21 protein-coding genes and 1 pseudogene are annotated in these 23,791 nt (G+C 70.7%); 8 read left to right on the top strand and 14 right to left on the bottom strand.

The features are described 5' to 3' along the window. Nucleotides 1–25 precede the first annotated feature (25 nt). Nucleotides 26–1,342 (top strand): PP2C family protein-serine/threonine phosphatase, encoded by a 1,317-nt coding sequence (locus ACTWQR_RS49150; RefSeq protein WP_443233852.1) that lies wholly within the window; start codon nucleotides 26–28, stop codon nucleotides 1,340–1,342. A 62-nt stretch (nucleotides 1,343–1,404) separates the two neighbouring features. Here the strand turns inward: ACTWQR_RS49150 and ACTWQR_RS49145 are convergent, their stop codons facing one another. The 4 genes from ACTWQR_RS49145 to ACTWQR_RS49130 form a co-directional block, all read right to left on the bottom strand. Next, nucleotides 1,405–4,125: a YfhO family protein gene (locus tag ACTWQR_RS49145; RefSeq protein WP_443233851.1), complete on the bottom strand. Its 2,721-nt coding sequence runs from the start codon at nucleotides 4,123–4,125 to the stop codon at nucleotides 1,405–1,407. A 5-nt stretch (nucleotides 4,126–4,130) separates the two neighbouring features. Further along, nucleotides 4,131–4,517 carry a GtrA family protein gene (locus ACTWQR_RS49140; protein ID WP_443233850.1) on the bottom strand — a complete coding sequence of 129 codons (387 nt, stop codon included), beginning with the start codon at nucleotides 4,515–4,517 and terminating at the stop codon, nucleotides 4,131–4,133. Beyond that, the gene (locus ACTWQR_RS49135; protein ID WP_443233849.1) at nucleotides 4,499–5,455 is read right to left on the bottom strand and encodes a glycosyltransferase family 2 protein; all 957 of its coding nucleotides are present in this window, start codon (nucleotides 5,453–5,455) and stop codon (nucleotides 4,499–4,501) included. Before ACTWQR_RS49135 ends, ACTWQR_RS49140 begins: the two co-directional genes overlap by 19 nt. A 666-nt stretch (nucleotides 5,456–6,121) precedes the next feature. Next, entirely contained in the window at nucleotides 6,122–6,706 is a 585-nt protein-coding gene (locus tag ACTWQR_RS49130) for a DM13 domain-containing protein (protein WP_443233848.1), read from the bottom strand. A gap of 222 nt (nucleotides 6,707–6,928) precedes the next feature. On the opposite strand from ACTWQR_RS49130, the gene ACTWQR_RS49125 reads away from it, so the two are divergent. From ACTWQR_RS49125 to ACTWQR_RS49115, 3 genes and pseudogenes are all read left to right on the top strand, one after another. Beyond that, nucleotides 6,929–7,219, top strand: coding sequence for a hypothetical protein (locus ACTWQR_RS49125; protein ID WP_443233847.1), 291 nt, complete (start codon nucleotides 6,929–6,931; stop codon nucleotides 7,217–7,219). A gap of 65 nt (nucleotides 7,220–7,284) precedes the next feature. After that, on the top strand, nucleotides 7,285–9,633 hold the full coding sequence (locus tag ACTWQR_RS49120; RefSeq protein ID WP_443233846.1) for an MFS transporter: 2,349 nt from the start codon (nucleotides 7,285–7,287) through the stop codon (nucleotides 9,631–9,633). A gap of 127 nt (nucleotides 9,634–9,760) precedes the next feature. Then, nucleotides 9,761–9,856: pseudogene (locus ACTWQR_RS49115) on the top strand (YceI family protein); the annotation flags it as partial. 68 nt (nucleotides 9,857–9,924) lie between these two features. On the opposite strand, the gene ACTWQR_RS49110 reads toward ACTWQR_RS49115, so the two are convergent. The 5 genes from ACTWQR_RS49110 to ACTWQR_RS49090 are packed head-to-tail and all read right to left on the bottom strand — an operon-like array spanning nucleotide 9,925 to nucleotide 13,994. After that, nucleotides 9,925–10,899, bottom strand: a complete 975-nt coding sequence (locus tag ACTWQR_RS49110; RefSeq protein ID WP_443233845.1) for a sugar kinase — start codon at nucleotides 10,897–10,899, stop codon at nucleotides 9,925–9,927. 2 nt (nucleotides 10,900–10,901) lie between these two features. Further along, nucleotides 10,902–11,690: an amino acid ABC transporter ATP-binding protein gene (locus tag ACTWQR_RS49105; RefSeq protein ID WP_443233844.1), complete on the bottom strand. Its 789-nt coding sequence runs from the start codon at nucleotides 11,688–11,690 to the stop codon at nucleotides 10,902–10,904. Next, on the bottom strand, nucleotides 11,687–12,337 hold the full coding sequence (locus tag ACTWQR_RS49100; protein ID WP_443233843.1) for an amino acid ABC transporter permease: 651 nt from the start codon (nucleotides 12,335–12,337) through the stop codon (nucleotides 11,687–11,689). Before ACTWQR_RS49100 ends, ACTWQR_RS49105 begins: the two co-directional genes overlap by 4 nt. Next, the gene (locus tag ACTWQR_RS49095; protein WP_443233842.1) at nucleotides 12,337–13,092 is read right to left on the bottom strand and encodes an amino acid ABC transporter permease; all 756 of its coding nucleotides are present in this window, start codon (nucleotides 13,090–13,092) and stop codon (nucleotides 12,337–12,339) included. Before ACTWQR_RS49095 ends, ACTWQR_RS49100 begins: the two co-directional genes overlap by 1 nt. Nucleotides 13,093–13,151: 59 nt before the next feature. After that, complete coding sequence (locus tag ACTWQR_RS49090; protein ID WP_443233841.1) at nucleotides 13,152–13,994, bottom strand: ABC transporter substrate-binding protein; 843 nt, start codon at nucleotides 13,992–13,994, stop codon at nucleotides 13,152–13,154. Between the two features lie 255 nt (nucleotides 13,995–14,249). Between ACTWQR_RS49090 and ACTWQR_RS49085 the strand changes: the two genes are divergently transcribed. Next, nucleotides 14,250–15,119 (top strand): IclR family transcriptional regulator, encoded by an 870-nt coding sequence (locus tag ACTWQR_RS49085; protein ID WP_443233840.1) that lies wholly within the window; start codon nucleotides 14,250–14,252, stop codon nucleotides 15,117–15,119. Between the two features lie 558 nt (nucleotides 15,120–15,677). Here ACTWQR_RS49085 and ACTWQR_RS49080 read toward each other — a convergent pair. Further along, complete coding sequence (locus ACTWQR_RS49080; RefSeq protein WP_443233839.1) at nucleotides 15,678–16,082, bottom strand: DUF5994 family protein; 405 nt, start codon at nucleotides 16,080–16,082, stop codon at nucleotides 15,678–15,680. Between the two features lie 500 nt (nucleotides 16,083–16,582). Here ACTWQR_RS49080 and ACTWQR_RS49075 point away from each other — a divergent pair, with 500 nt between their 5' ends. From ACTWQR_RS49075 to ACTWQR_RS49065, 3 genes are all read left to right on the top strand, one after another. Beyond that, on the top strand, nucleotides 16,583–16,990 hold the full coding sequence (locus tag ACTWQR_RS49075) for an STAS domain-containing protein (RefSeq protein WP_443233838.1): 408 nt from the start codon (nucleotides 16,583–16,585) through the stop codon (nucleotides 16,988–16,990). A 78-nt stretch (nucleotides 16,991–17,068) separates the two neighbouring features. Beyond that, nucleotides 17,069–17,848, top strand: a complete 780-nt coding sequence (locus ACTWQR_RS49070; RefSeq protein ID WP_443233837.1) for an ANTAR domain-containing protein — start codon at nucleotides 17,069–17,071, stop codon at nucleotides 17,846–17,848. Beyond that, nucleotides 17,845–18,606 carry a GAF domain-containing protein gene (locus tag ACTWQR_RS49065; RefSeq protein ID WP_443233836.1) on the top strand — a complete coding sequence of 254 codons (762 nt, stop codon included), beginning with the start codon at nucleotides 17,845–17,847 and terminating at the stop codon, nucleotides 18,604–18,606. The genes ACTWQR_RS49070 and ACTWQR_RS49065 overlap by 4 nt, the downstream gene beginning before the upstream one ends. A gap of 9 nt (nucleotides 18,607–18,615) precedes the next feature. Here ACTWQR_RS49065 and ACTWQR_RS49060 read toward each other — a convergent pair whose 3' ends face one another. The 4 genes from ACTWQR_RS49060 to ACTWQR_RS49045 form a co-directional block, all read right to left on the bottom strand. After that, nucleotides 18,616–20,181, bottom strand: coding sequence for a protein kinase domain-containing protein (locus ACTWQR_RS49060; protein WP_443233835.1), 1,566 nt, complete (start codon nucleotides 20,179–20,181; stop codon nucleotides 18,616–18,618). A 258-nt stretch (nucleotides 20,182–20,439) separates the two neighbouring features. Then, complete coding sequence (locus tag ACTWQR_RS49055) at nucleotides 20,440–21,951, bottom strand: alpha/beta hydrolase (protein WP_443233834.1); 1,512 nt, start codon at nucleotides 21,949–21,951, stop codon at nucleotides 20,440–20,442. Between the two features lie 186 nt (nucleotides 21,952–22,137). Then, nucleotides 22,138–22,530, bottom strand: a complete 393-nt coding sequence (locus ACTWQR_RS49050) for an SCO5389 family protein (RefSeq protein WP_443233833.1) — start codon at nucleotides 22,528–22,530, stop codon at nucleotides 22,138–22,140. 103 nt (nucleotides 22,531–22,633) lie between these two features. Continuing rightward, complete coding sequence (locus ACTWQR_RS49045) at nucleotides 22,634–23,593, bottom strand: nucleotide-binding protein (RefSeq protein WP_443233862.1); 960 nt, start codon at nucleotides 23,591–23,593, stop codon at nucleotides 22,634–22,636. Nucleotides 23,594–23,791: the final 198 nt, after the last annotated feature.

Raw genomic sequence — 23,791 nt, 5'->3', positions numbered from 1 at the left:
AGTGGCGACGGAGTAGACATGGGGCATGAGCGTCAGTGATGCGCCTGGCGGGAGACGGAGCCCGGGCATCGACAGCGACATCGACGTCGGCACAGACGTTGAGATCGACTACGCGGCGGTCTTCCAGGCCCTGCCCAGTCCGATGCTGCTGCTGACCCCCGACCTGGTGATGGCCGACGCCGACCGTGCCTATGTGAAGGTCTCCGGGCGCGGCCTCGAAGAGCTGCTCGGCCGGCCGGTCTTCGACGTGTTTCCCGACGACGGCCCCGCCGAATCCGGGATCACCGGCGCCCAAGCCCTGCGCACGTCGCTGGAGCGGGTGCTGGCCACCGGTGAGCGCGACACCATGGCCCCGCAGAGATACGCCGTCGAGGTCCCCGGCCGGCCCGGCGTGTTCGAGGAGCGCTACTGGAGCACGGTGAACACCCCGATCGTCGGCGCCGACGGCAAGGTGTCCCTCATCGTCCACCGCGTCGAGGAGGTCACCGCCCTGGTCCGCGCCCGGCAGCTCCTCGGTTCGGGGCCGGAGGCCCGGCTCAGCCGTGAGGACGCGATGACCGCCGACCTGCTCACCCGCTCGCAGGAACTGCAGGAGCTCAACGAGCGGTTGCGCAAGGACCACGCCCGCGCGCACGAGGTCGCCGTCACCTTGCAGCGCGCGATGCTGCCCACCACCGAGCAGTCGCTGCACTCCTCCACAGCCGTGCGCTACCGGCCCGCGACCAGCTTCCTCAACGTCTGCGGCGACTGGTACGACCTGATCGACCTCGACGCGGACCGGCTGGCCGTCGCGGTCGGTGACGTCGTCGGCCACGGCCTGGAGGCGGCCGGGGTCATGGGCCAGCTGCGCAGCGCCCTGAGTGCCGCGATCCGCGCCACCGGCCGGCCCGCCGCCGCGCTCACGACCCTCGCCCAGCACGCGCACACCGTCGACGGGGCGCTCGCCACGACCGCGGTGCAGGTCGTCGTCGATCACTCCCACCACACCGTCACATACAGCCGCGCCGGTCATCTGCCGCCGCTGCTGGCGCACGCCGACGGGGAGGTCGAGGTGCTCGACACGGTCACCGACCCGCCACTGGGGGCGTGCGACGACACCGCCCCCAGGTCACAGGCGACCGCGGCCTACGCTCCCGGCGACACGCTTGTCCTCTACACCGACGGCCTGATCGAGCGCCGCGACGAGGACATCGACACCGGCCTGAACCGCCTCACCGACAGCCTCAAACGCCACCACGCCCTCGGCCCCGAGCCACTCGCCGACGCCGTCCTGACGGACCTCGCTCCTGCCCCGCACCGGGGGCCCGATGACGACACCGCGCTGGTCGCGGTCCGGCTGTGACGCACGTGACGCATCACCCTCGTCGGGGCGTGGTGATCTCGGGGCCGTCGAGACGGCGTGGATCACGTGGGCTTTCCGGTCGGCGTGTTTCCCCGTGCCGGGCGGGTGGAGGCGGAGCTGACGCGCCGTCGCCGCGACCGGCCCCAGCCATTCGCCGGGCGGCGCCCATGAGCCCGTCGCAACCCGGCCAGGAACAGCAGCAGCGCCGCGGCGCCCGCGCTCGTGGCCGTCGCCACGCGCAGGCCGGGCGGCCGGAAGAAGCAGCGGAGTTCGTGCTCGGACGCGTTGGGCAGCGGTACCGCCAGCAGACCCAGGCGGTTCCGCGGGGCGCGCGTCGGGCCGCCGTCCACCGCGCACCGCCAGCCCGGCGTACGCGCGGTGGCGACGACGGCCGTGCCCGCGGAACCGGCCGGGAGCGTGGCCCGCACACTGTGGCCGCCCGTCTCGACGTGCGTGGCGCCCCGGGCCCGTAGACGCTCGATCACCCGCCGCAGCTTGGCGGGTTCCAGGCAGGCCAGGGGCGAGCGCGGCAGCTCGGTGTCCTGGAAGACGGTTCTGACGGCGACGGTGACACGGCCGTCCGCCGGGACGGTGCCGAGCGGTTTGGTGGCCACCGCCTTCTCGGGATGGTCGCCCCACAGCCGTACGGACTTCCCGCCAGGTCCCGAGAGCACGGCATCGGTCCACGGGCCGTCGACGTAGAGACGGCTGCCAGGGCGGCACCGCGCGGTGATCCGGTACGGGGCGCCCGCAGGGGTCAGCCGGTACGGGCCCTCCGCGCGCGGCCGGTACGGGCCCTCGGCGCGCGACGGGGACGAGCGCGGGAGCGAGTACTCGGCGGCCGAGCCGTCCGGTCCGGTGACGGAGATCCGCGGCAGCTCGTACACCTCCTGCCCCAACACGGCCTGTTGGTGGACGAACGCCGAGGAACCGGCCGGTGGCCGCGGTGCCTCGCGCGGCTGGACGGTCACCAGCGGTGGCACGGGGAAGCGTTCGACGCGTACCTCGCCCGGGACGTCCGTGTGCCGGATCCGGGCGCCGACGGAGAAGATCGTGTCGGCGACGGGATTGTCCTGGGGGATCAGGTGGCGGCCGTGCATGGTCCAGGAGTAGCCCAGGCGCCGCATGAGGCGCGCGGTCTGCTTCGGCACGTAACTGCTGTAGTAGGACGGGCCCTCGCTGCCCAGCAGCTGCGGGTCGTTGTTGACGATCTCGGCCGGCCCGGTGTCCGTGCGATGGGCGGGCCAGCCGCCGACCCGGGCGATGGCCTCACGCACGGCGTCGTGCCGAGCGCCCCAGGTGGGCTTGGGGGCGAAGTAGGCCAGTTCGGCGCGCTGTTCGTCGACGGCGACGGCGCTGACGGCGATCTCGGCGAGCACCACGGCGATGAGCGCGGCAGCGGTCGGAGGCCGAGGCAGAGGGCGGGGCAGAGACCGGGGTAGCGGCCGGGGCAGAGGTCCGCCGCGCTCGCGGGCGAACAGCAGCAGGAGCGCGAGGGTGATGCCGCCCGAGCCGAGGACGACCAGCCAGGTGAGGTGACTCACGCCGTTCTCGTTCCGCACCGAAGCGGCGGCGATGACGCAGGTGACCGCACCAGCCGCGAGCAGCGGCCCGGGACGTGGCCGGTGGGCGAGGCAGAGCCAGGCGACGGACACCAGCAGACCGGTGAGGACGAGCGTCGCGCGGTACGGACTGCCGTTGGGCTCGGTGAGGCCGTACCACACCGTGACCGTGGGCAGCCGGCAGAAGGAGGCGGCGACGACGAGCAACGCCACGCACCACGCGATCCGCGTGCGGGCGGGGATGTGCCTGCTGAGCGGGAAGGCGAGCACGAGCAGCAGGGCGAGCATGCCCACGAAGAACTTGGGCACACTGCCGAAGGCCCGCTGGGCGGGCAGCACCTGCAGCAGGTACTCCAGCGGCGGTGGAGGGCTGTACGGCAGGGCGGGAATCGGCTGGGCGTTGGCGGCGGCCAGATACGAGGGCCAGATCACGGGCGCGGCGAGCGCCGTACCGAGCGCGAAGGTGAGGGCCGCGCGACCGGCGAACCGCCGCAGCCCCGTCCGGCTCCACTCGTGCGTGGCCAGGAGCACGACGCCGACGACGGCCGTGCCGACGACGGCCATCAGCGCGGTGTAGAAGTTGCCGGCCCAGGCCAGGCCCACCATCGGAGCGGCCCACAGCCAGCCGCGCTCGCGGGTGCACCGGTCGAGTGCCAGCAGCATCAGCGGGAACGCCGTCAGGCCCCACAGCCACATCGGGTCGAACAGGCCGTCGTTGAGCGTCCAGCCCGACAGTCCGTACGCGGCACCCAGCAGCCCCGCCTGCCACCGGGGGCCGGTCCGCAGCCGCTCCAGCCACAGCGCCATGACCGCCGCGCCCAGCCCGATGCTCAGGCACTCCCCCGTATAGACCCCCAGGTCGACCAGGCGCCGCGGGAAGGCCGCGACGAGCAGCGAGAACGGGTTGCCGAGGAAGCTGACGAACTCCGCCCAGTACGGCACCCCGAAGGCGCTGTTCCAGTTGAAGAAGAGATCGCCGGACGAGGTGCCGTGCAGCAGGTCCCACAGGTGGGCGTGGAAGGGCACGAACTGGTTGCCGAGATCATTCACGGCACGCGAGCGCTCCCCGAAGGGGTACGTGCCGCGCACCGCGCCCGAAACCAGAAAGGCCGCCATGGCGACCGCCGCGCCCAGCCCCGGCCCATGCCCGACCCTTGTGGTCTTCCCTGCCTTCCCTGCCTTCCCTGCCATCACGGCGTTCCCGGCATTCACGACATTCACGGCCTTCACGCTCTTTCGGCCGGCACCAGGATGCGGCGGGCGACCAGGAAGGTGACGGGGACCGCGCCGATGGCGGCGACCAGCGGGGCGATGCGCGGATCCATACCGAGGACGGAGACCAGGGCGTAGACCCCGGCCGTGGTCAGGACGAGGTTCGTGGCGTTCGTCAGCGGGAACAGGAGGAACTTCTGCCAGCTCGGGCTGGTGCGGTAGGTGAAGCGCACGTTCATGAAGAAGGAGCCGATCATGCTCAGCAGGGTCGCCAGGATGTGCCCGGCCAGATACGGCAGCCACAGGCACAGCAGCCGGTAGATGACGTAGTACGTCCCTGTGTTGACGGCCCCGACGAGCGCGAAGCGCACGATCTGCCCCTTCACGAGGAGCGTGTCCACGACTCGGACCGACGTGCGACGTCCGAGGGCATGCGCTCGCTCACCAGGTAGTGCGGCCGCTGCTTGCACTCGTTGTAGACCCGGCCGACGTACTCGCCGATGAGGCCGAGCAGCACCATCTGCATCCCGCCGAAGCCGGTGATCGCGACGAGCAGGCTGACGTACCCGGGCGCGGTGATCCCGCCGATGAGCACGGAGCCGACCGTCCAGGCGGCGTAGGCGAGGGCCAGGCCGGAGAGCAGGAGCCCGAGGTGGATGGCCAGTCTCAGCGGGCGGCTGTTGAAGGACACCACGCCGTCCAGCGCGTAGTTGAGGAGTTTGCGGTAGCTCCACTTGCTGCTGCCGCCGGCGCGCGGCGCGTCCGTGTAGTCGAGGAAGACGGTGTTGAAACCGATCCACGAGAACAGGCCCTTGGAGAAGCGGTTGCGCTCACCCAGATCCAGCAGCGCGTCCACGGCACGGCGCGACAGGAGGCGAAAGTCCCCGGCGCCGTCGATCAACTTCACGTCGATCCAGTGGTTGACGAGCCGGTAGTAGCCGCGACTCAGAAGGGTCCGCAATGGGCCGTCATGGTCCCGGGTGCGGCGAGCGACGACCTGGTCGAAGCCTTCGCCCTGGAGGTCGAGCATCCGGCGGAGCAAGCAGGGCGGGTGCTGGAGGTCGGCGTCCATGATGGCGATGTGGTCCCCGGTGGACTCGCGCAGGCCCGCGAGCAGGCCGGCCTCCTTGCCGAAGTTCCGCGAGAGGGACAGATAGCGGACATGCTCGTCCCGGAAGGCGAACGCGCGCAGCAAGGACAGCGTGCCGTCGGTGGAGCCGTCGTCGACGAACACCACCTCGTACGGTTCCTGGAGTTCGTCGAGCCGCGCGTGGAGTTCGTCGTGGAACGCCTCGATCACCTGCTCCTCGTTGAAACAGGGCACCACCACTGACAACACTCGGTGTTCCTCCGTGCTCCTCCGACATCACCGTCGCCTCGCCCACGCCCACGCCCACGCCCACGCAACAGAATGCAAGGTATGTCACATTTTGACGGTAATAGCGGACAAGCATTCCGGTGAGAATTCGTGTCCCGAGCACCGGCACACCCCGGAGCCTTCGACCAACTACGCGACCGCACGCCCCCTCCGCCCCAAGGCATCCCAAAGCGGTGATTGGAAGATTTGGGCCGGCTGTCGCAGCCGTGACCAGGCATTACCGAGGCCGTGCGTGTCCCAAATCTTCCAATCACCGCCTTCCGGCCCAGGTGGGGCCGGAGGGGGGCAACCGGGCCGAGATCCCCCCGTGAGGACGAGCTCGGCCCGATGCTCGCCGCCTGGGATCTCGCGCGGCCCGCTGTCGTCGTCCCCGAGTGGCGGCACCTGCTGGACGAGATCGCCCACCCCCGCACCACCCAGGCGTTCCACCGCCTGGCCGCGGCCGCGGCTCGAGCTCGTACGTGCGGTCACGCCTCGCGGGGGCCGGCATCAACCGTTGCTGTACTCCTCGGAGCTCGAGTTCGCTCGAGTTCCCTCGAGTTCCCTCGAGGCCGAGGCTCCCCCTTACTTCAGGCTCACGCTCAGCGCGTACATTCCGGTGACCTGATTCGCGCTGCTGTTGGTGCGTCAGGCCCGCCCCAGCTCCGCCGCCCCGAACGACACGTCGAAGCGGTCACACCAGATGCTGACGCTGCTGAAGTCGGCCGGGTCGACGTCGGCGGGCAGGGCGTAGTTCTGGTCGCCCTTGTTGCCCTTCAGCTTGCCGAGGCTGACGTACTTGCCGTCGTCGAAGACGCCCCAGCCGGCCTTCCCCTCCTTCACCGGCGCGTCGGTCAGCCAGACGCGCAGGTCCGGGCCGTTGCTGGTGTCGAGGTCCTCAAGCCGCAGGACGTGGGAGCCGTCGGCGAGTTGGAGGACCTTCGCCGTGCCGGAGGTCGTGTGCTCGTGGCTGATCAGGCCGCCGCTGGCCAGGGTCTTCGGGTCGGCCGCCGGTTCAGCTGACGCGGCGGCAGCGTCCGAGGGAGCCGCGTTCGAAGGGGTCTCCGCGGGCGCCGGTGTGTCCGCCGCCGCGGGCAGAGCCTCACTTACGGTCTCGTCCTGCCACAGCGCCCACGGCTGGAACCAGTAAAGCCCCGCGCCGACCGCCACGACCGCCAACGCCAGCAGCCCCGCGACCAACGGCTTGCTCAGTACCCTGCGCACGCGCCCCACCCCAGCCTCCTCGAATTCCGTAATCCCCATTGAACGCAACCGGCGGCCGTGTGGCCCTGATCAGAAGGATGACGGAACTCTTACGGTCCCCCGCAGGCCGCATACGGCGCCCCGGCCCACGCCGTGGCGGCGGACCGTGCCCCCACGGTTTCCGTCCCAGAGGTCTGGCCGACGCCGCAAGAGGTGCGGCCGAGTTCCGGTTCCCAAGCCGTCCCCGAGCGCGTGGTTGAGGTAGTCGGCCGCGACACCGACCCGTCCGCGCGCAGGCTCGTCGAGCGGGTGCTGCGCGACGCCGGGGCTCGCACCGTCCGGACCGTCACGGCGGGCGAGCGCGTACCGGCCGCCGCCCTGACCGTGTACGTCGGTGGTCCGTCCGAGAACGCGGCGACCGCCAAGGTGCTGTCACGGCTGGGGCCCGCAGTTCCCCTACTGCCCGTCCCGCGGAGCGCATCGTGGAGCGCCTCGCCCCGGAATCTTCACCAATCGATTGCGAAACCCCTCCGTATTGCTTAACTTAATCAAGTACATTACGTTGCGTTGCGTCGCGCAAACCCCACAGCCGTCACGGAGGCTCGACCATGTCCCACGCACTTCCCCGCCCCGTCGACACCGGGAGGTCCGCGCCGCCGCGGACCAGCGCCGTCGTGGCGGTGCTGGCCTTCGGCGGCATCGTGGTCGCGCTGATGCAGACCCTCGTCATCCCGATCGTTCCCGAGCTCCCCCAACTGCTGGACGCCCCGGCGTCCGACACCGCCTGGGCCGTCACCGCCACGCTGCTCGCCGCCGCCGTCGCCACCCCGGTGATGGGACGGCTGGGAGACATGTACGGCAAGCGCCGCATGCTCCTGATCAGCCTGGTCCTGCTGGTGGCCGGATCGGTCACGGCAGCCCTGGCCGACGCCCTGGTCCCGATGATCGTCGGGCGTGCGCTGCAGGGCCTGGCGTCCGGTGTCATCCCGCTCGGCATCAGCATCATGCGCGACGAGCTGCCCGCCGAGAAGCTCGGCTCCGCCACCGCGCTGATGAGCGCCTCCCTCGGTGTCGGCGGCGCCCTCGGCCTGCCCGCCGCCGCGCTCATCGCCGACAACTACGACTGGCACATGCTGTTCTGGAGCTCGGCCGCCCTCGGCGTCGTCGCCCTCCTGCTCGTCCTGCTCCTCGTACCGGAATCGAAGGTTCGCACCGGCGGACGCTTCGATGTGATCGGCGCGGTGGGCATGGCGACCGGCCTGATCTGCCTGCTGTTGGCCATCTCCAAGGGCGGCGACTGGGGCTGGACCAGCGGTACGATCCTCGGCCTGTTCGCCGTCGCGGTCGTCGTCCTGCTGGTGTGGGGCTGGTACGAACTGCGCACCGCGCAGCCGCTGGTGGACCTGCGCACCACCGCCCGCCGTCAGGTGCTGTTCACCAACCTCGCCTCGGTGTCGATCGGCTTCGCGATGTTCGCGATGTCCCTGGTCCTTCCGCAGCTCCTACAGTTGCCTGAGGCCACCGGTTACGGCCTGGGTCAGTCGCTGCTCGCCGCCGGTCTGGTCATGGCGCCGTCCGGTCTGGTGATGATGGCCACGGCCCCGGTCTCCGCCGCCATCTCCAAGGCCAAGGGTCCGAAGATGACCCTGATGATCGGCTCCTTGATCGTGGCCGGCGGCTACGCCCTGAACATCGCGCTGATGGACGAGGTCTGGCACTTCATCGTGGTCTCCTGCGTCATCGGCGCCGGCATCGGCTTCACCTACGGCTCGATGCCCTCCCTCATCATGGGTGCCGTGCCCGCCTCCGAGACGGGCGCCGCCAACAGCCTCAACACCCTGATGCGGTCCATCGGTACGTCGGCCGCCAGCGCGATCGCCGGCGTCATCCTCGCCCAGATGACGACGGACTTCGGCTCCCTCACCCTCCCCTCCAAGGACGGCTTCCGCACCGTCCTGGCCATCGGCGTCGGCGCCGCCCTCCTCGCCTTCTTCCTCGCCTCCTTCATCCCGCGCCACCGTCCGGCCGGCGCCGCGGGGAAGGCGGCCGAGCCCGCGTCCCCGGCCCCGGTCACTCCCCTCGCGCCGACCGCTGCCTCCGCAGCCCCGGAGAAGTCGCTGGTCACCGCCCCGCAGTCGGGCCGGGACCGACTGGAGCCGACGACGGCCGCCGGGAACGCCGGGGAGGACGCGGCCGGTGGCATACCGGTCAACGGACGCGTCCGCGGTGCGGAGAGCGTGCCCGTTGCCGGAGCCGCCGTGACGCTGATCTCGCTCGAAGGGCGACAGCTGGGCCGCTCGGTCGCGCAGGGCGACGGTGCCTACGCGGTGGACGCGCCCGGCACGGGTTCGTACGTGCTGATCGCCTCCGCCGACGGGTTCCAGCCGCAGGCCTCGACGATCGTCGTGAACGGCGAGCCGGTCACGTACGACATCCTGCTGAGCGGCACGAGCGGCCTGGCCGGTCTGGTGCGGTCCGCGGACAGCGGGGCTCCGGTCGCCGGGGCCGTGGTCATCGTGACCGATGTCCGCGGTGACGTCCTGGTCGGCGTGCAGACCGACGCCCTGGGCGAGTTCACCGTCTCCGAACTGGTGCCGGGGACGGTGACCCTCGCGGTCAACTCGGCCAAGCACCGGCCCCTGGCCCTGCCCGTCGAGGTCGGCAGCACCGGTACCACGCGGGTCGAGGTCGAGCTCCGGCCCGGGGCGCACGTCCGGGGCACGGTGCGCGGCGCGGGCATTCCGCTGAGCGACGCGAGCGTCACGCTGGTGGACGCCGCGGGCAACGTGGTCGCCACGACGACGACCGGTATGGACGGGGCGTACGCCTTCGCCGACCTGAACACCGGCGACTACACCGTCATCGCGACCGGCTACCCGCCGAAGGCGACCGGAGTGACGGTCTCCGGCGGCGGGGTCGACGAACACGACATCGAACTCGCCCACCCCGGCGAGTAGTTCGGACCCGGCCGTGGAGTGCGCCTCCGGAGTGGCGGCGCACTCCACGGCCGGTCTCTCATGACCGACCCAGCAACAACACAGGACCGGCTGACCGGCCGACTCACCGGCTGACTGACCGACCGGCGCCACGGCCCAACTACGCCGTGACGACTTCCCCATGAACTACAACCAGGTCCTCCAGGCGGGCATCGCGGCAATCGGCACGACGCAAGGTGGGTAAGGGGCGCGGGGAACTGCGCGACAAGCCCCCACCGGCCCCCTGCTTCTCTACTGCCGGGACGGCCCCGTTCAGACCAGGCGGAGGCCGGCCCAGGCCGCCTCGTCGAGGGCGAGGTGCCGGTCGAGCGCGTCCCGTGCCGGCACCGTGGGGACGTCGTCCCGTGTGCGCAGGGTCTCGGACGCGACCAGGTGGCCCAGGCGCAGCCTGGCCACCACATCGCGCCCTTCGAGCAGCGCCGCCAGGTACCCCGCGGCGAACGCGTCCCCCGCACCGACCCGCTCGACGACGCGCGAGGCGGGCGTGGCGACGAAAGTCTCCTCGCCGTCCTTCGCGTACGAAGTCGCCCCGTGCCCGGCGTCCTTCACCACGACGACGGAGGCGGGCCGGAGCAGATCGCGGATCTCCGCGGCCTTGCCCGTGCCCCACAGCACCTCGGCCTCGTCCCGCCCGACGAAGACGATGTCGGCGCCGCGCGCCAACTCCAGTAGTACGGGCGCCGCTTCCGCGGGCCGGTCCCGCCACAGGGTGGGGCGGTGGTTGACGTCGAAGGAGACGGCCGGTCCCGGCACGGCCCGCCCGGTGACGATCTGGTCGACCAACTCGGCGCAGCTGTCCGAGAGGGCCGCGGTGATGCCGGACAGGTGCAGCACCCGGGCCGACCGCAGGAACGGCAGACGGGCCAGCTCCGGGCCCATGGCGGTGGCCGCGGAGTCCCGGCGGTAGTAGTACGTGCCGGTCCGGTCGGCGCCCGGGTCCTTGAAGTACACGCCGGTGGGCCGCTCGGGGTCGACCTCGACGGCCGATACGTCGACGCCTCGCGCCCCGAGGTCGTCCAGGACGCGTCGCCCGAGCGGATCCGCGCCGACGCGGCCGATCCAGGCCGCGCGGTGCCCGAGGGCGGCCAGACCGCAGGCCAGGTTGGACTCGGCCCCGCCCACAGCCAGTGCCAGCGCCGTCTGGTCGGCCAGGGGTCTCGCGTCCGAGGGACTGAGTACGGCCATGGTCTCGCCGATACACACGACGTCGGGGCCGGTACCGGTCACGCTCACGTGTCCAGGACCCGGTGCAGGAACTGCTGCGTACGCGCCTCCGCCGGGCTGCCGAAGACCTGCTCGGGCGAGCCCTGTTCCAGGACGACACCCCCGTCCATGAAGACGACCCGGTCCGCGGTGTCCTTGGCGAACCGCATCTCGTGCGTGACCACGACCATGGTCATGCCCTCCTCGGCGAGAGAGCGCATGACGCCGGTGACCTCGCCGACCAGCTCGGGGTCGAGGGCGGACGTGGGCTCGTCGAAGAACATGATGGCCGGATCCATGGCGAGCGCGCGGGCGATGGCGACCCGCTGCTGCTGCCCGCCGGAGAGCTGGGCGGGATAGGCGTCGGCCTTGTCCGAGAGCCCGACCCGCTCCAGGGCGGCCCGCCCCCGCTCCTCGGCCTCCGCCTTCCCGAGCTTCCTGACCTTGAGCAGGGCGAGGGTGACGTTGCCGAGCGCGGTCTTGTGCGGGAAGAGGTTGAACTGCTGGAAGACCATGCCGATATGGCCGAAGATCTCCGGCGCGCGCTTGCGGTCGTGCAGCGGGACGCCGTTCACCCACACGTCCCCGCTGTCCGCCCGCTCCAGGTCGCACATGATCCGCAGGAGGGTGCTCTTGCCGGAGCCGCTGGCGCCGATGAGGACGACGACCTCACCCGGTTCCACGTCGATGTCGACGCCCTTGAGGACCTCCAGCGCGCCGAAGCGCTTGTGCACGCCGGACAGGGCGATCCGGGCGGGCTCGACCGCCGTCTTCTGTACGGCATCCGTGTCGGTGTCAGTGCCGGTGGTCGTCATGCGGTGACAGCCTTTCGTTCCATCCGTCGCACGACGAGCGACAGCGGGTAGCAGATGACGAAGTACAGGGCGGCGACGGCCAGATAGGACGTGGCCGGGTCGCCCGCGAGGTCGATGACGGCCTGCCCCTGGCGGACCAGTTCGACGTACCCGATCACCACGGCGATCGAGGTGTCCTTGATGAGGGAGAGGTACTGGCCGACCAGCGGCGGCAGGACGATCGCCCGGGTCTGGGGCAGGATCACGTTCGTGAAGGTCTGCACCCGGGTGAGGCCGAGAACCCTCGACGCCTCCCACTGCCCGCGCGGCACCGCCTCGATGCCGGCCCGGAAGATCTCCGCGATGTACGCGCCCTGGTAGAGGGTCAGGGCGAGCAGGGCCGCGCCGAAGACCGTGATGCCGGCGAGGTTCAGATAGGCCGCGCCGAAGTAGATGAAGAGCATCTGGATCAGCAGCGGCGTGCCGCGGAAGACCTCCAGATAGAGCCGGGCGAGCTGGGCCGGGCCGGGGATGCGGCTGGTGCGTACGGCCGCGACGAGCAGCCCGGCGAGCGTCCCGGTGGCGATGGCCGCGACGGACAGCAGCACGGTGGCCCGGAGCCCGGCGGTGAACAGATCACGGTTCGACCAGATGACCGACCAGTCCATCACGCCGCCTCCTTACGGACGTTGCGGCCGTCGGGTACGGGACGCGAGGGAAGGAACCGGCGTACGGCGTCCAGCGGGCGGGGACGTACGGCCGTGGGCAGGGGCGGCTTGAACGCCACCCGGCCGACCACTCCCGCTACCACGACGACCAGGTTGGTGAGCAGGAGATACAGCACCGCGGCGATGCCGAAGACCTGGACGGTCAGCAGGGTGCGGGAGTTGATGACCATGGCCTCGCCGGTGAGCTCCGGCACGGAGATGGCGGAGAGCAGCGACGAACCCAGGATGATCTGGACGAGCTGGTTCACCACGGCCGGGTAGACGTGGCGCAGCGCCTGCGGGAGCACCACGTGCACGAAGGTGCGCGGCGGGCTCAGGGCCAGCACACGGGCCGCCTCGCGCTGGCCGCTCGGGACGGCCTGGATGCCGGCCCGGAAGATCTCGGTGAGGTACGCGCCGACGTTGACGCCGAGTGCGAGTACGCCCGCCTGTACGGGGCTCAGTCGCAGGCCGGCCGACGGCAGCGCGAAGTAGGCGACGAACATCTGCAGCAGGACGGGTGTGTTGCGGATGACCTCGACGTAGACGGCCGCCGGGGCGCGCAGCACGACGTACCGGGATCTGCGGGCCAGGGCGCCGAGCAGGCCGAGGGCGAACGCGAGGGCGAAGGCGGCGAGGGAGAGCTTCAGGGTCAGCCAGGCCGCGCTGACGTAGGTGGGCCAGTCCTGGAGTGCGTAATTCCAGTCGGCGAACATGGGACTCCTCCCCGGGGCGGCGGTGGGGATGCCGCCGCCCGACGGGACTCACTGACTGCTCAGTAGGACGGGGTGAGCGGGTAGACGCGGTCGACGCCGAACCACTTCTTGTAGAGGGCGTCGGCCTGGCCGGAGGTGTTGAACTCCCGCAGCCAGGTGTTGACCCACTGGAGCCAGGTCGCGTCGCCCTGCTGGACCCCGATGGCGTTGTACTCCAGCGGTACGACGGAATCCTTGGTGACCTTGAGGGAAGTGTCCAGCTTGGCCTGGTAGTTGAGGAAGTTGGAGTCCTCGACCATGGCGTCGGCCTGGCCCTGCTTGACCGCGAGCACGGCGGCGGAGGAGGTGTCGTACTCCTGGATCTTCGCCGCCGGGTTGCCGGCCTTGACCGCGTCGCCGTTCGTGGACCCCTTGGTCACCGCGACCGTCTTGCCGGAGAGGTCGTCGATGTCGTCGATGTTGCTGGCCTTCTTCACCAGCAGCACCTCGCCCGCGACGATGTAGGGGTCGCTGAAGGCGACCTGCTTCGCGCGCTCGGCGGTCGTCGTGAAGTTGCAGACCACCGCGTCGACCTTCTTGGTCTGAAGGTTCGGAATGCGGTTGGCGGAGGTGGTGTCGACGATCTTGACCTTGACGCCGAGGGCCGTAGCCATCGCGGTGGCGACGTCGACGTCGAAGCCCTGCGGCTTGTTGTCCTTGTTCACCGAGCCGAACGGCGGGAACGTCAGGCAGCTGGCGACGTTCAGCGTGCCGCGCTTGGTGACCGTCTGAAGCGTCGAGGACTGGGCGCCGGATGCCGAGGTACCGGTGCTGCTGGAACTGCACGCGGAGAGGACCGCGACGCCGGTCACACCGGCACAAATCATCATCAGGGGGCGGGTACGGTGACGAAGTCTTGTCACGGGGTTTCCCTTCCGGGAGCGCGGGGACGCAGGCCTTGGTAGGCCGGAGCGGAGAGGCTGGGGCGGGGAGACGGCGAGCGTCGACGGTCGCCGGGGGGAAGCTCCAGAAGAGCTCGACTGTTCTGCTATGCAAAACGTGATTTCGCATTTCGCATTGACGTTGCGCAGAAGCTAGCCCCAGGGCCTCATGGGCGTCAATGGTCTATTTCAATATGTGACATCTGGTTTTGCTATGCAGCACGTTAGGATCGCCACGTGAAAGAGACTCCTGACGCGCCCGCGCCCGCCGCGGACCGTCGCAACGCCTCGTCCTCCCTGCGGCGCGCGCTGGGCATCCTGATGTACCTGGCCGAGGACAGGAGCCATCCGCACGGCGTCACGCTGACCGACCTCGCCGCCGGGCTCCAGATGAGCAAGTCCACCGTGCTGCGACTCGTGGCGCCGCTGCGGGAGGTACGGCTGGTGGACCAGGATCCCGAGTCGGGCCGTTACCGCCTGGGCCCGCAGAACGCGCTGCTCGGCCAGGCCTACCTGGAGCGGCGCGACACCCGGCAGATCACGTCTCCTGTACTCCACGGGCTCGCCGAGGACAGCGGCGAGACGGTCCACCTCGTGACCTTCGACCCCCCGGAGATCGTCTATATCGACAAGGTCGAGAGCCCTCAGGCGGTACGGATGCACTCCCGGGTCGGCAGCCGCCAGCCGGCCTACTGCACCGCCACCGGCAAGGTCTTCCTCGCCCACACCGGGGACGACGTCATCGACCAGGTCATCAAGGCGGGCATGCCGGCCCGCACCCCGGCCACCATCACCTCTCCCGAGCGGCTGCGCGACGAGCTCGCCCTCATCCGGCAGCGCGGCTACGCCGTCGACGACGTGGAGAACGAGCAGGACATCCGCTGTGTCGCCGCCCCGGTCTACGACCACAAGGGCGAGGTCACCACAGCCGTGAGCGTCTCGGGCCCGGCCACCCGCGTCACCCGCGACCGCCTCCCCGAACTCGGCGCACTCCTCACCACCGCGACCGGCGCCATCACCGAGAGCCTGGGCGGGGCGATGCGGCGGGCGAAGAGGGAGGGCGAGGGTGAGGGTGACAGCGAGGGTGGCGCGCACGGGACGAAGTGAGCCGTCCAAGTCACCCGTCGCCGCGGCGCGCGGTGTGACGGTCGCCGCCGATGACCCGTGCCTCGGCGGCGACCGCACCGCCCTGCCGTGCCGCCCCCCGGTCGGCGCTTACAGGGCATGGGATCCCTCGTCGGGCCGCGCGGCACGCGGGAGTGCGCAGCGACGGGTCCGACAGGGACAAGTGGAGGGGCCCGGCCGCGAAGGGGCGGCGGGGATACGGGAGTTGTGGCCTCGGCCGTGGTGGCCTCGTCTTGCGCCCGGGGTCAAGGGGCGATGGCACCCGGGGGCAGGGGGCGCGCCGGAAGTCGCCGACCGCGACTTCGAAACGGAAACGGTGGCCGGACTCGCAAGGAGCCTCGCTCATCACTCACTCCGAGCCTAGGCCAGCCGGGCGAGTGTGGACAGTCCTGCGGAGCATCGACGTGCGGTGGTCTTGGGTGGCGGCTGATGCCCCGCCCCGTCAGGGGCGGGGGCGCCCCATAAGGGGCGCGGGGAACTGCGCGACCAGCCCCCATCAACCCGCACCCAACATCACGCAGCCCACCACAGTGCTCCCGTTCAACCCAGCGGAAGCGCCACCGCGGCCATGAGCGGCTCCGCGTCCGCCGCGTCGACCTCCGGCGGCACGACCAGCAGATCCCAGCGGCCCCGGCCGGGGCTGAGCAGGCAGACGGTGTGCCGACCTTGCGTTCCGGACGACCTGCTCAGGCGTACGACATGGTTGGCGACGAGCATCCGGCCGGGCGACGCCGACCACATCGCCGTGTTCACGGTGACGCCGGTGATCTGCCCCCAGGTACGGGGCAACGCCCCGATCAACACCGGAAGTTCGGCAAGCAGATCGCGCGACCTGGGCCACCAGGCCCCGTCGATGCGGCGCGGCAGCGCACTGTGCGGAGCCAGGCGCAGGCGAGCGAGGGGCTGGGAGGGCGGCAGAGGTTCGAGGACGGGGACAGTGGTCATGGAAGCGCTCCTGTCTGGTGGCACGAGTTCCGCGTGCCGGCGGTTCGTTCGGTGCGCGGGCGGACCAAGCCGAACGCGTAGAACGGGCCGAACAGGCAGAACAGGCAGCACATCAACGGCTTCGGCCGTCATGAAGCGGGCCCTGCCCCGGGCGCTGAACGTCCCGGCGTCGTAGTACGCCAAGGACGAGACCGGCTCGATCACCGGTGTACGACATGCCCTCAGTGCCCCCACCGTACCCCGCCCGCTGGGAAACAAGGCTCCGGAGACCGTACGGCTTGCCCGGGTGGCCACCCGTACCAACTTCCCTGCGTCCCTTGCGGCTTCGCCCCCGAGCCACTCCTCCCCAGCAGTACCCTCGCCCTACGGCAGCCCGTGCCCCCGGCCCTCTCCGTGAAATCCCGTTCCGCGCAACAGAGGCCCTGCGCAAGGCGAAAGCCACCTCGGAGAGCTCCTCCGCAGACGCTGGAGAGCTCCTCCGTAGAGAGGAGATGGGGCACATGGGTCCGTATCCCGACCCGTATCCCGACCTGTTCGACAAGTGCTTCGACGACTGCCGTGTGGTCCGGGCGTGCGGCGAGCTGGACCTGACGACCACCCCGGACCTCACCCGCGTCCTGGAGAGCGTCCGCCACGGCACCGGGCGCCTCTTCCTCGTCGTCGACCTGAGCGGCGTCACGTTCATGGACGGCAGCGTCCTGGACCCGCTGTGCGCGGCGTGGGACGACTGCCGGGAGCGGCGCGGGTGGACGCGAGTCGTCTACACCCGCCCCGGCATAGGACTGGTGTTCCGGGCAGGCTCTCTCGTGGAGCGGTTCCCCCGGTACGCGAGTGCCCACGACGCCTGGCGGGGCGTGCCCGCCGACGGCCCGGCACAACCAAGCGCGGCCGCGGACCGATCCGCGTAGGGTACGGCGCAGGCCGGTCGGTTCCTCGCCCGGAGGGCCCCGGCCGCGGCGGATCGGAAATTGGTGATCAGCGACGGCATGGCCGACGTCCTCCGGTCGCTGCACCTCGGTGGGCGGCGCGGTGATCCGGCCCGCGCGACCGCGCGGGCACTCGGCGCCGAGGGCGTCGCGCTGTCGCTGCTCGTGGGCAACGGCCGGACGGCGGAGCCGCTCTGGTGCCATCCCGAGGTGAGCGCACGTTTCGAGGAACTCCAGTTCACGCTGGGCGAGGGCCCGGGCCCGGACGCGCTGCGCACCGGGACACCCGTCCTGGAGCCGGACCTGGACCGGGTACGCCCCGACCGATGGCCCGCGCTGCTGCCGCCCACAAGGGAGTTGGGCATACACGGGGTGTGTTGCTTCCCCTTGGGCATCGGGGCCATCCGGCTGGGCGTACTGACCGTGCTCTCCGACAAGAACCGGACGATGACCGCGCAGCAGTGCGCGGACGCCACGGCTCTGGCCGCCGCGCTGACCGGCGCGTTCCTGAACGGGGTCGGCGGGCCGCCGCTCCGCGTGATCCTGGAGCGGCCGACGGGACTGCACCGCGCCGCGGTGCACCAGGCCACGGGAATGATCAGCGTCCAGCTCGGTCTACCGATGGACGAGGCCCTCCTGCGCCTGCGCGCCCACGCCTACAGCAGCGAGCGCTCTCTCGGAGAGGTCGCGAACGACGTGGTCGCGCGCAGGCTCCGCTTCAACGACTGTGACGACTTGGATGACTCGGATGACTCGGATGACTCGGATGGCTTGGACGACTCGGACGACTCGGACGACGACATGAACGGGCCTTACTCGCCCGACGGTGGAAAGGAATGATCGGAATGGCCCGCGAACAGCGGCTGGTCGAGGTCTTCGTGGAGGTCGCGGACTCCCTCGTCGAGGACTTCGACGTCATCGATCTGCTGCAACGGCTGTCCACGCGTTGCGTCGAGCTGCTGGACGTCTCGGCGGCCGGCATCCTCCTCGTGGACGCGCACGGCGAGCTGCAGATCATCGCCGCCTCGGACGAACACACGCGCCTGCTGGAGCTGTTCGCGCTCCAGCACGACCAGGGCCCGTGCGTGGAGTGCTACACCACCGGCGCGGCCCGCACCAACATCGACCTGACGGACCGCGAGACGTCGGAGTCCTGGCCGGGCTTCGCCGTGCGGGCCCGCGAAACGGGTTACGTGGCCACACACGCCTTTCCGCTGCGCCTGCGCAACCGGGTCGTCGGCGCGCTCAACCTCTTCCAGAGGACACCGCACCGCCTCGGCGAAGCCGACATCGCGCTCGCCCAGGCGCTCGCCGACGTGGCCACGATCTCGATACTCCAGCAGCGCACGCTGGAACAGTCGCACGTGGAGAACAGCCAGCTCCAGACGGCACTCACCAGCCGCATCCTGGTCGAACAGGTCAAGGGAGTCCTGGCCGAGCGCTGGAACGTCTCGGTGGACGACGCCTTCGCCACGTTCCGCTCGTACGCGCGCGGCCGTCAGCTGCGCCTCACGGCCCTCGCCGCGCAGATCATCGCGGGCGACTTCGACACCGCGGACATCCCGGCACCGGTCCTGCCGGAGGACCGTCACGGCTGACCGTCGTCGTCAGCCGACGCGGAAGCCTTCCTTGGCCCTGTCGAAGACGGGGCGGTACGTGTCCCATCGGGCGTCCGGTGCCGAGAGGTAGATGTCGTACTCCGTGCCGCCCGCCTCGCCGAAGCCGAAGTCGATGGCACGGAAGGCCCGGGCCCGTCCCTCGAAGGTGAACTCCCACACCGCCGCGGGCTTCCCCTGGAACGTTGTGCGCTGCATGCGCAGCTTCCGGTACGTGGAGTAGTTGAGCTTGGTGTTCGCCTCGATGTTCTCGAAGTGCGACACGGGGTTCGCGCCCGCGGGGTTCACGGTGCCGATGGTGAGCTCGGCGAGGCCCGACTTGTCGATGTAGCTGACCTGTTCGGCGGTCGCCGTCTTGCTGCGGCGCTCCCAGCCGTCCGGAACAGGAAAGGAGACGCCCAGCGCCTCCTCCCTGACCAGGTGGAACCCCTTGGGGACGGGCGGCGGCTCGGACGCGGTGGGGGAGGGCGCCGTCGCGGTGCCCCGCGTCCCGTCGTCGTCGGCCGACACCGCGTAGAGCCCGCCCGCCGCGGCCACGGCGGCCAGCGTCACGACCGCGGCGCTCCAGACGATCGCGCGCCGCTTGCGGCCCCGGCCGACGGGGGTGGGTGTGGGTGTGGGTGTGGGAGTCGGCGTGGGCGTGGTCGGCATCGTTCCGGAAACGGCGAGCGTGGTACGAACCGGAGCCGTCGGCGTCATCGTGGCCGACGCCTGCGCGGCCTCCGTCATGTCGCTCGGCGCCCCCGCCGCCACGCTCCGCAGCGTCCGCTCCGTCTCGTCCGCCGACGGACGCTCGTCCGGGTCCTTGGCCAGCAGCGCCTCGATGAGGGGTTCGAGCGGTCCGGCCTGCTTCATGGGGGTGAGCGGGTCGACGGCGATGGCGTACGCGGTCTCCACCGCCGTGTCCTTGCGGAACGGGGGCCGCCCCTCGACGGACTGGTAGAGGGTCGCCCCCAGCGCCCAGAGGTCCGCGGCGGGGCCGGGCTTCCGGCCCCTCATCCGCTCGGGCGCGATGTAGTCGATCGAGCCGATGATCTCGCCGGTCTTGGTCAGCGTCGAGGTGCCGGTCGCCATGGCGATGCCGAAGTCGGTGAGGACTACGCGGCCGTCAGCACCCAGCAGGACGTTGCCGGGCTTGACGTCGCGGTGCAGTACGCCGGCCGAGTGGGCGGCCCGGAGAGCGGCGATCATGCCGAGGCCGATCCGGGCGGCCTCGCCGGGCGGTACGCCCCCGCCGCCCTTCAGCAGGGCCTCGAGCGTCGTCGAGGGCACGTACTCCATGACGATGCAGGGCAGCCCCTCGTCGTCCACGACGTCATGGACGACGACCACGTTGGGGTGGGCGATACGGGCGGCGCTGCGTGCCTCGCGGCGGGTGCGTTCATAGACGGTGGCGAGTTCGTCGTCGGACAGGTGCCGCTGGACGTGCAGCCGCTTGAGCGCGACCCCGCGGCTGAGGACCTCGTCCTCGGCACGCCACACGGTGCCCATGCCACCGCGGCCGATCCGCTCGATCAGCCGGTACCGCCCGGCGACCAGCCGCCCCTCGTCCGACACAGCGCGCCCTTCTCCGACTTTCCGCGACCTACTCCGTGTTCGATTCGCGTCGACACGATAGCCGCCGCGGGTGACCCGGCGCTGTGTCGGATGCCATGGCGCCGGTCCTACGGCCGGGCACTGCCTTTCCGCAGCTCGGACCGGGTCCGGTACTCCGAAGGCAGCGCCGGACCGGACTACCTGTGACGGAGGCCACACTTCCGGCACCGGAGGCTCACAGGTGCCCGATCGGCCTGTCGAACCCGGCGTCAGCTCACATCAACCGCAGTACGTGTCCCGCCCCGGCCGCTCACCCGTGGCCAGATAACGGGACACCGTCCGGTCTCCGCACGCGTTGCCGTTGGCGAGGTAGGAGTCGTGCCCGGTGGCGTTCACGGTCACCATGGTGGCCCGCTTGCCGAGGGCCTCGCGGAGCTTGAGGGCGCCGCTCAGCGGGGTGGCAACGTCCCGCTCGTTCTGGATGAGGAGGATGTTGGACGGACCGCGGTCGGTGATCCGTACCGGGGCCTCCTTCGGCCGGGACGGCCAGGCGGCGCAGACCATCGCGTTCCTCGGCATGCCCGCGGTCAGCGGGTACGCGACCCGGCTCTCGTCGACTCCCTTCTGGTACACGGCAGTTGACGTGGGCCACTCGACATCGTTGCAGAGGGTCCCGGCACCGACCGCGGCGACGTTCTGCAGCACCGGCTCCGACGGCGACTCGGGCGCGGGCGGCACCGTGCCCTTCCGCGCGGCCCGGATCAGCTGGGCCAGCTCCGGGAAGCGGTCGGTGTCGTAGAACGTGCTCAGCATGGCCTGGCGCAGTACGTTGCCGTTCAGCTCCGCCGGGTTGGCACCGGGCCAGGGGATCGGCTCACGGTCGAGGCGGGCGGCGAGGCGCAGGAAGAGCGGCCGCACCTCGGCCGCCGTATCGGCCAGCCGGTACCGGTTTCCGGGTGTCGACGCCCACTTGGCGAACTCGGGGAATACGTCCTCGACGCCGGCCTCGTGCGCGGCGAGCCAGCCGCGGGCGACCCGCGTGTGGTCGGGGTCGTCGTTGCTGTCCAGCACGAAACGGTCTGTGCGGTGCGGGAACAGCTGGCTGTACACGGCCCCGACGTACGTCCCGTACGAGACGCCCCACGCGGAGATCTCGCGCTCGCCGAGGGCTGCCCGGACGCGGTCGAGGTCGCGGGCGTTGTTGGCCGTGCTGATGTGGCGCATCAGCTCGCCGCCGTTGCTCGCGCAGGCCTCGGACATCCGCCGGGCAGTGGCCATGTTTTCGGTGACGGATCCGTCCGGAGCGGGCCAGGGCCGCAGTTTCGAGAGGGCCAGGTCGCCGTGTTCCAAGCCGCAGCTGACCGGGGCCGAGCGGCCGAACCCGCGCGGGTCGAAGCCGATCAGGTCGTACGCGTCCCGCACCTCCCGCGGCAGCTTCTGCCCTTTCCCCGACGGGTTGTTGAGGCTGGAGCCGCCCGGCCCGCCCGGGATCAGGAGTAACGCGCCGCGACGTGCGGCCGGGTTCTCGCTCGGGATGCGGGAGACGGCTATGCCGATCTTCTTGCCGCCTGGATCGGAGTAGTCCATCGGCACCTGGACGGTCGCGCACTCCTGCCGGGGGTCGAGCCCGCTCCCCTCGCACTTCACCCAGCCGAGGGGTTTGGCGGGCTTGGCCGGAGCGGGAGCGGGCGTCGAGGCCGTCGCCGTGAGAGGTGCGGTGAGGGACGCGGTGAGGCCCAGGACCGCGGCGGACGCGGCGAACAGGGCGGCGTTTCGCTTGGTCTTCGTCATGCGAAGAGCCTCGCGGATCTTGCCCGGCCGTCACATCCTGCCTACGGGCCTGTGTGTATGGGGGATTACCCCAGCAGACCCCTTACTGGAACCACCTGGAACTACGTGCAGCCACCTGGAACTACTGGAAATGCCTGGGACTGCTTCGGACTGCTTCGGACTGCCTGGGACTACTGGAAATCCGTGTCAGCAGTCGCGGAACTCCGGTGACTGGTTGAGGATCTGCGAGCGCAGCGAGGTGAAGCGGGTGTACGTCTCGCCGCCGTGGGCCTCGGGGTGGAAGGCCGCGACACGGTGACAGTTCTGGAAGGCCAGGGCGATGCCGAAGTGACGCTCCAGGCTGCCCCGGATCGCGTCGCTGGACAGGGCACGAAGGAGCTGACCGCGCTCCTTCTCCGAGGGCGGCGGGGTCTGGTTGTCGGCGAACTCGGCTTTCCCGGTGAGGAGTTCGTCGGCGAGGCGGGCGACGAGATCGTAGGCGTACGGCAGGGACGTACGGACCGTTTCCACGAAGTCCTCCTCCCGCACCTGGCCGGCCTCGGCTTCGGCGAGCAGCTGCGGGGAGACGTCGAGCGACATGAAGGGGTTCCTGTCTTTTGATTCGGGTGGGGGAGTGGTGTGTGTGTGTGGGGGAGGTGGATGCGGGGGCTGGGTGTGACTGTGGAGGGCTGGGTGAGCCGGGTCAGGCGGAGTGCGTCAGGGCCTCGGGGCCGTGGCGGAAGTCCGGGTCCACCTGGGCGGCGAGGTTCTGGCCCGTCGCCCGGTCGGCCCACGCCGTGGCGTTGCGCAGGTGGAACTCGACCGCGTGCCGCTGGAAGGCGTCCCAGTCCTTCGTACGGGCGTCGACCGCGTCCTTGAGCAGACGCAGGGTGTGGAGGTTGTGGGGCTCCAACTCGCCTTCGCCGCGCCCCTGTTCGCGGGCACGAACCCAGGAGGAGTGCTCGCAGTACGCCAGGAGGTCGTCGCCGACGTGTTCCTTGAGGAAGAGCAGGTCGTCCTCGCCGGTGACCTTGTTGCCGACCACGGCGACCGGGATGCCGAACTCGGCGGCGTGTTCGCGGTACTGGCGGTAGACGGAGACGCCCTTGCGGGTCGGTTCGGCGACCAGGAAGGTCAGGTCGAAGCGGGTGAACAGGCCGGAGGCGAAGGCGTCGGCGCCGGCCGTCATGTCGACGACGACGTACTCGCCGGGGCCGTCCACGAGGTGGTTGAGGTACAGCTCGACCGCGCCCAGCTTGGAGTGGTAGCAGGACACCCCGAGGTCGCTCTCGTCGAAGGCGCCGGTCACCATCACCGGTACGCCGTCCACGAGCTGGACGTGCCGGGCGTGGATCTCGTCGTCGCCGAGCGGGCGCAGCAGCCGGGAGCCCTGGCCCGGCGGGGTGGTCTTGATCATGGCTTCGCGGGAGGCGATGCGCGGGTTGCCGCCGCGCAGGAAGTCCTTGATCTCGCCCAGCCGTGAGCTGAGGGGCGGCGCGGCGAAGGACTCCGCCTCGTCGAGACCGAGGGCGTACGCCAGATGCTGGTTGATGTCGCCGTCGATGGCGACGACCGGTGCGCCGGAGCGCGCCAGGTGACGGGAGAAGAGAGCGGACAGGGTGGTCTTGCCACTGCCGCCCTTGCCGACGAACGCGACGCGCACGGTCACGCTCCGCTGGTGAAAATGAATGTCATGTGGCTAGAGTTACTGGGGAGGCTGCGCCCCTGTCAAGTCGTCACTCACCCAATTGACCTGCACGAGGCCCGAGTTGACGGGCAGGCCCCCGGGGGCTGGTCGCGCAGTTCCCCGCGCCCCTGACGAGGCGCCACCGCCGGTCGTCGAGTGCCGGCCGTCTTGGGT

Origin of the sequence: Streptomyces sp. 2A115 (assembly GCF_052245575.1) — a bacterium.
Lineage (GTDB): Bacteria > Actinomycetota > Actinomycetes > Streptomycetales > Streptomycetaceae > Streptomyces.
The sequence above is the reverse complement of the archived record's forward strand: the minus strand, read 5'-3'. Positions and strand labels throughout refer to the sequence as shown.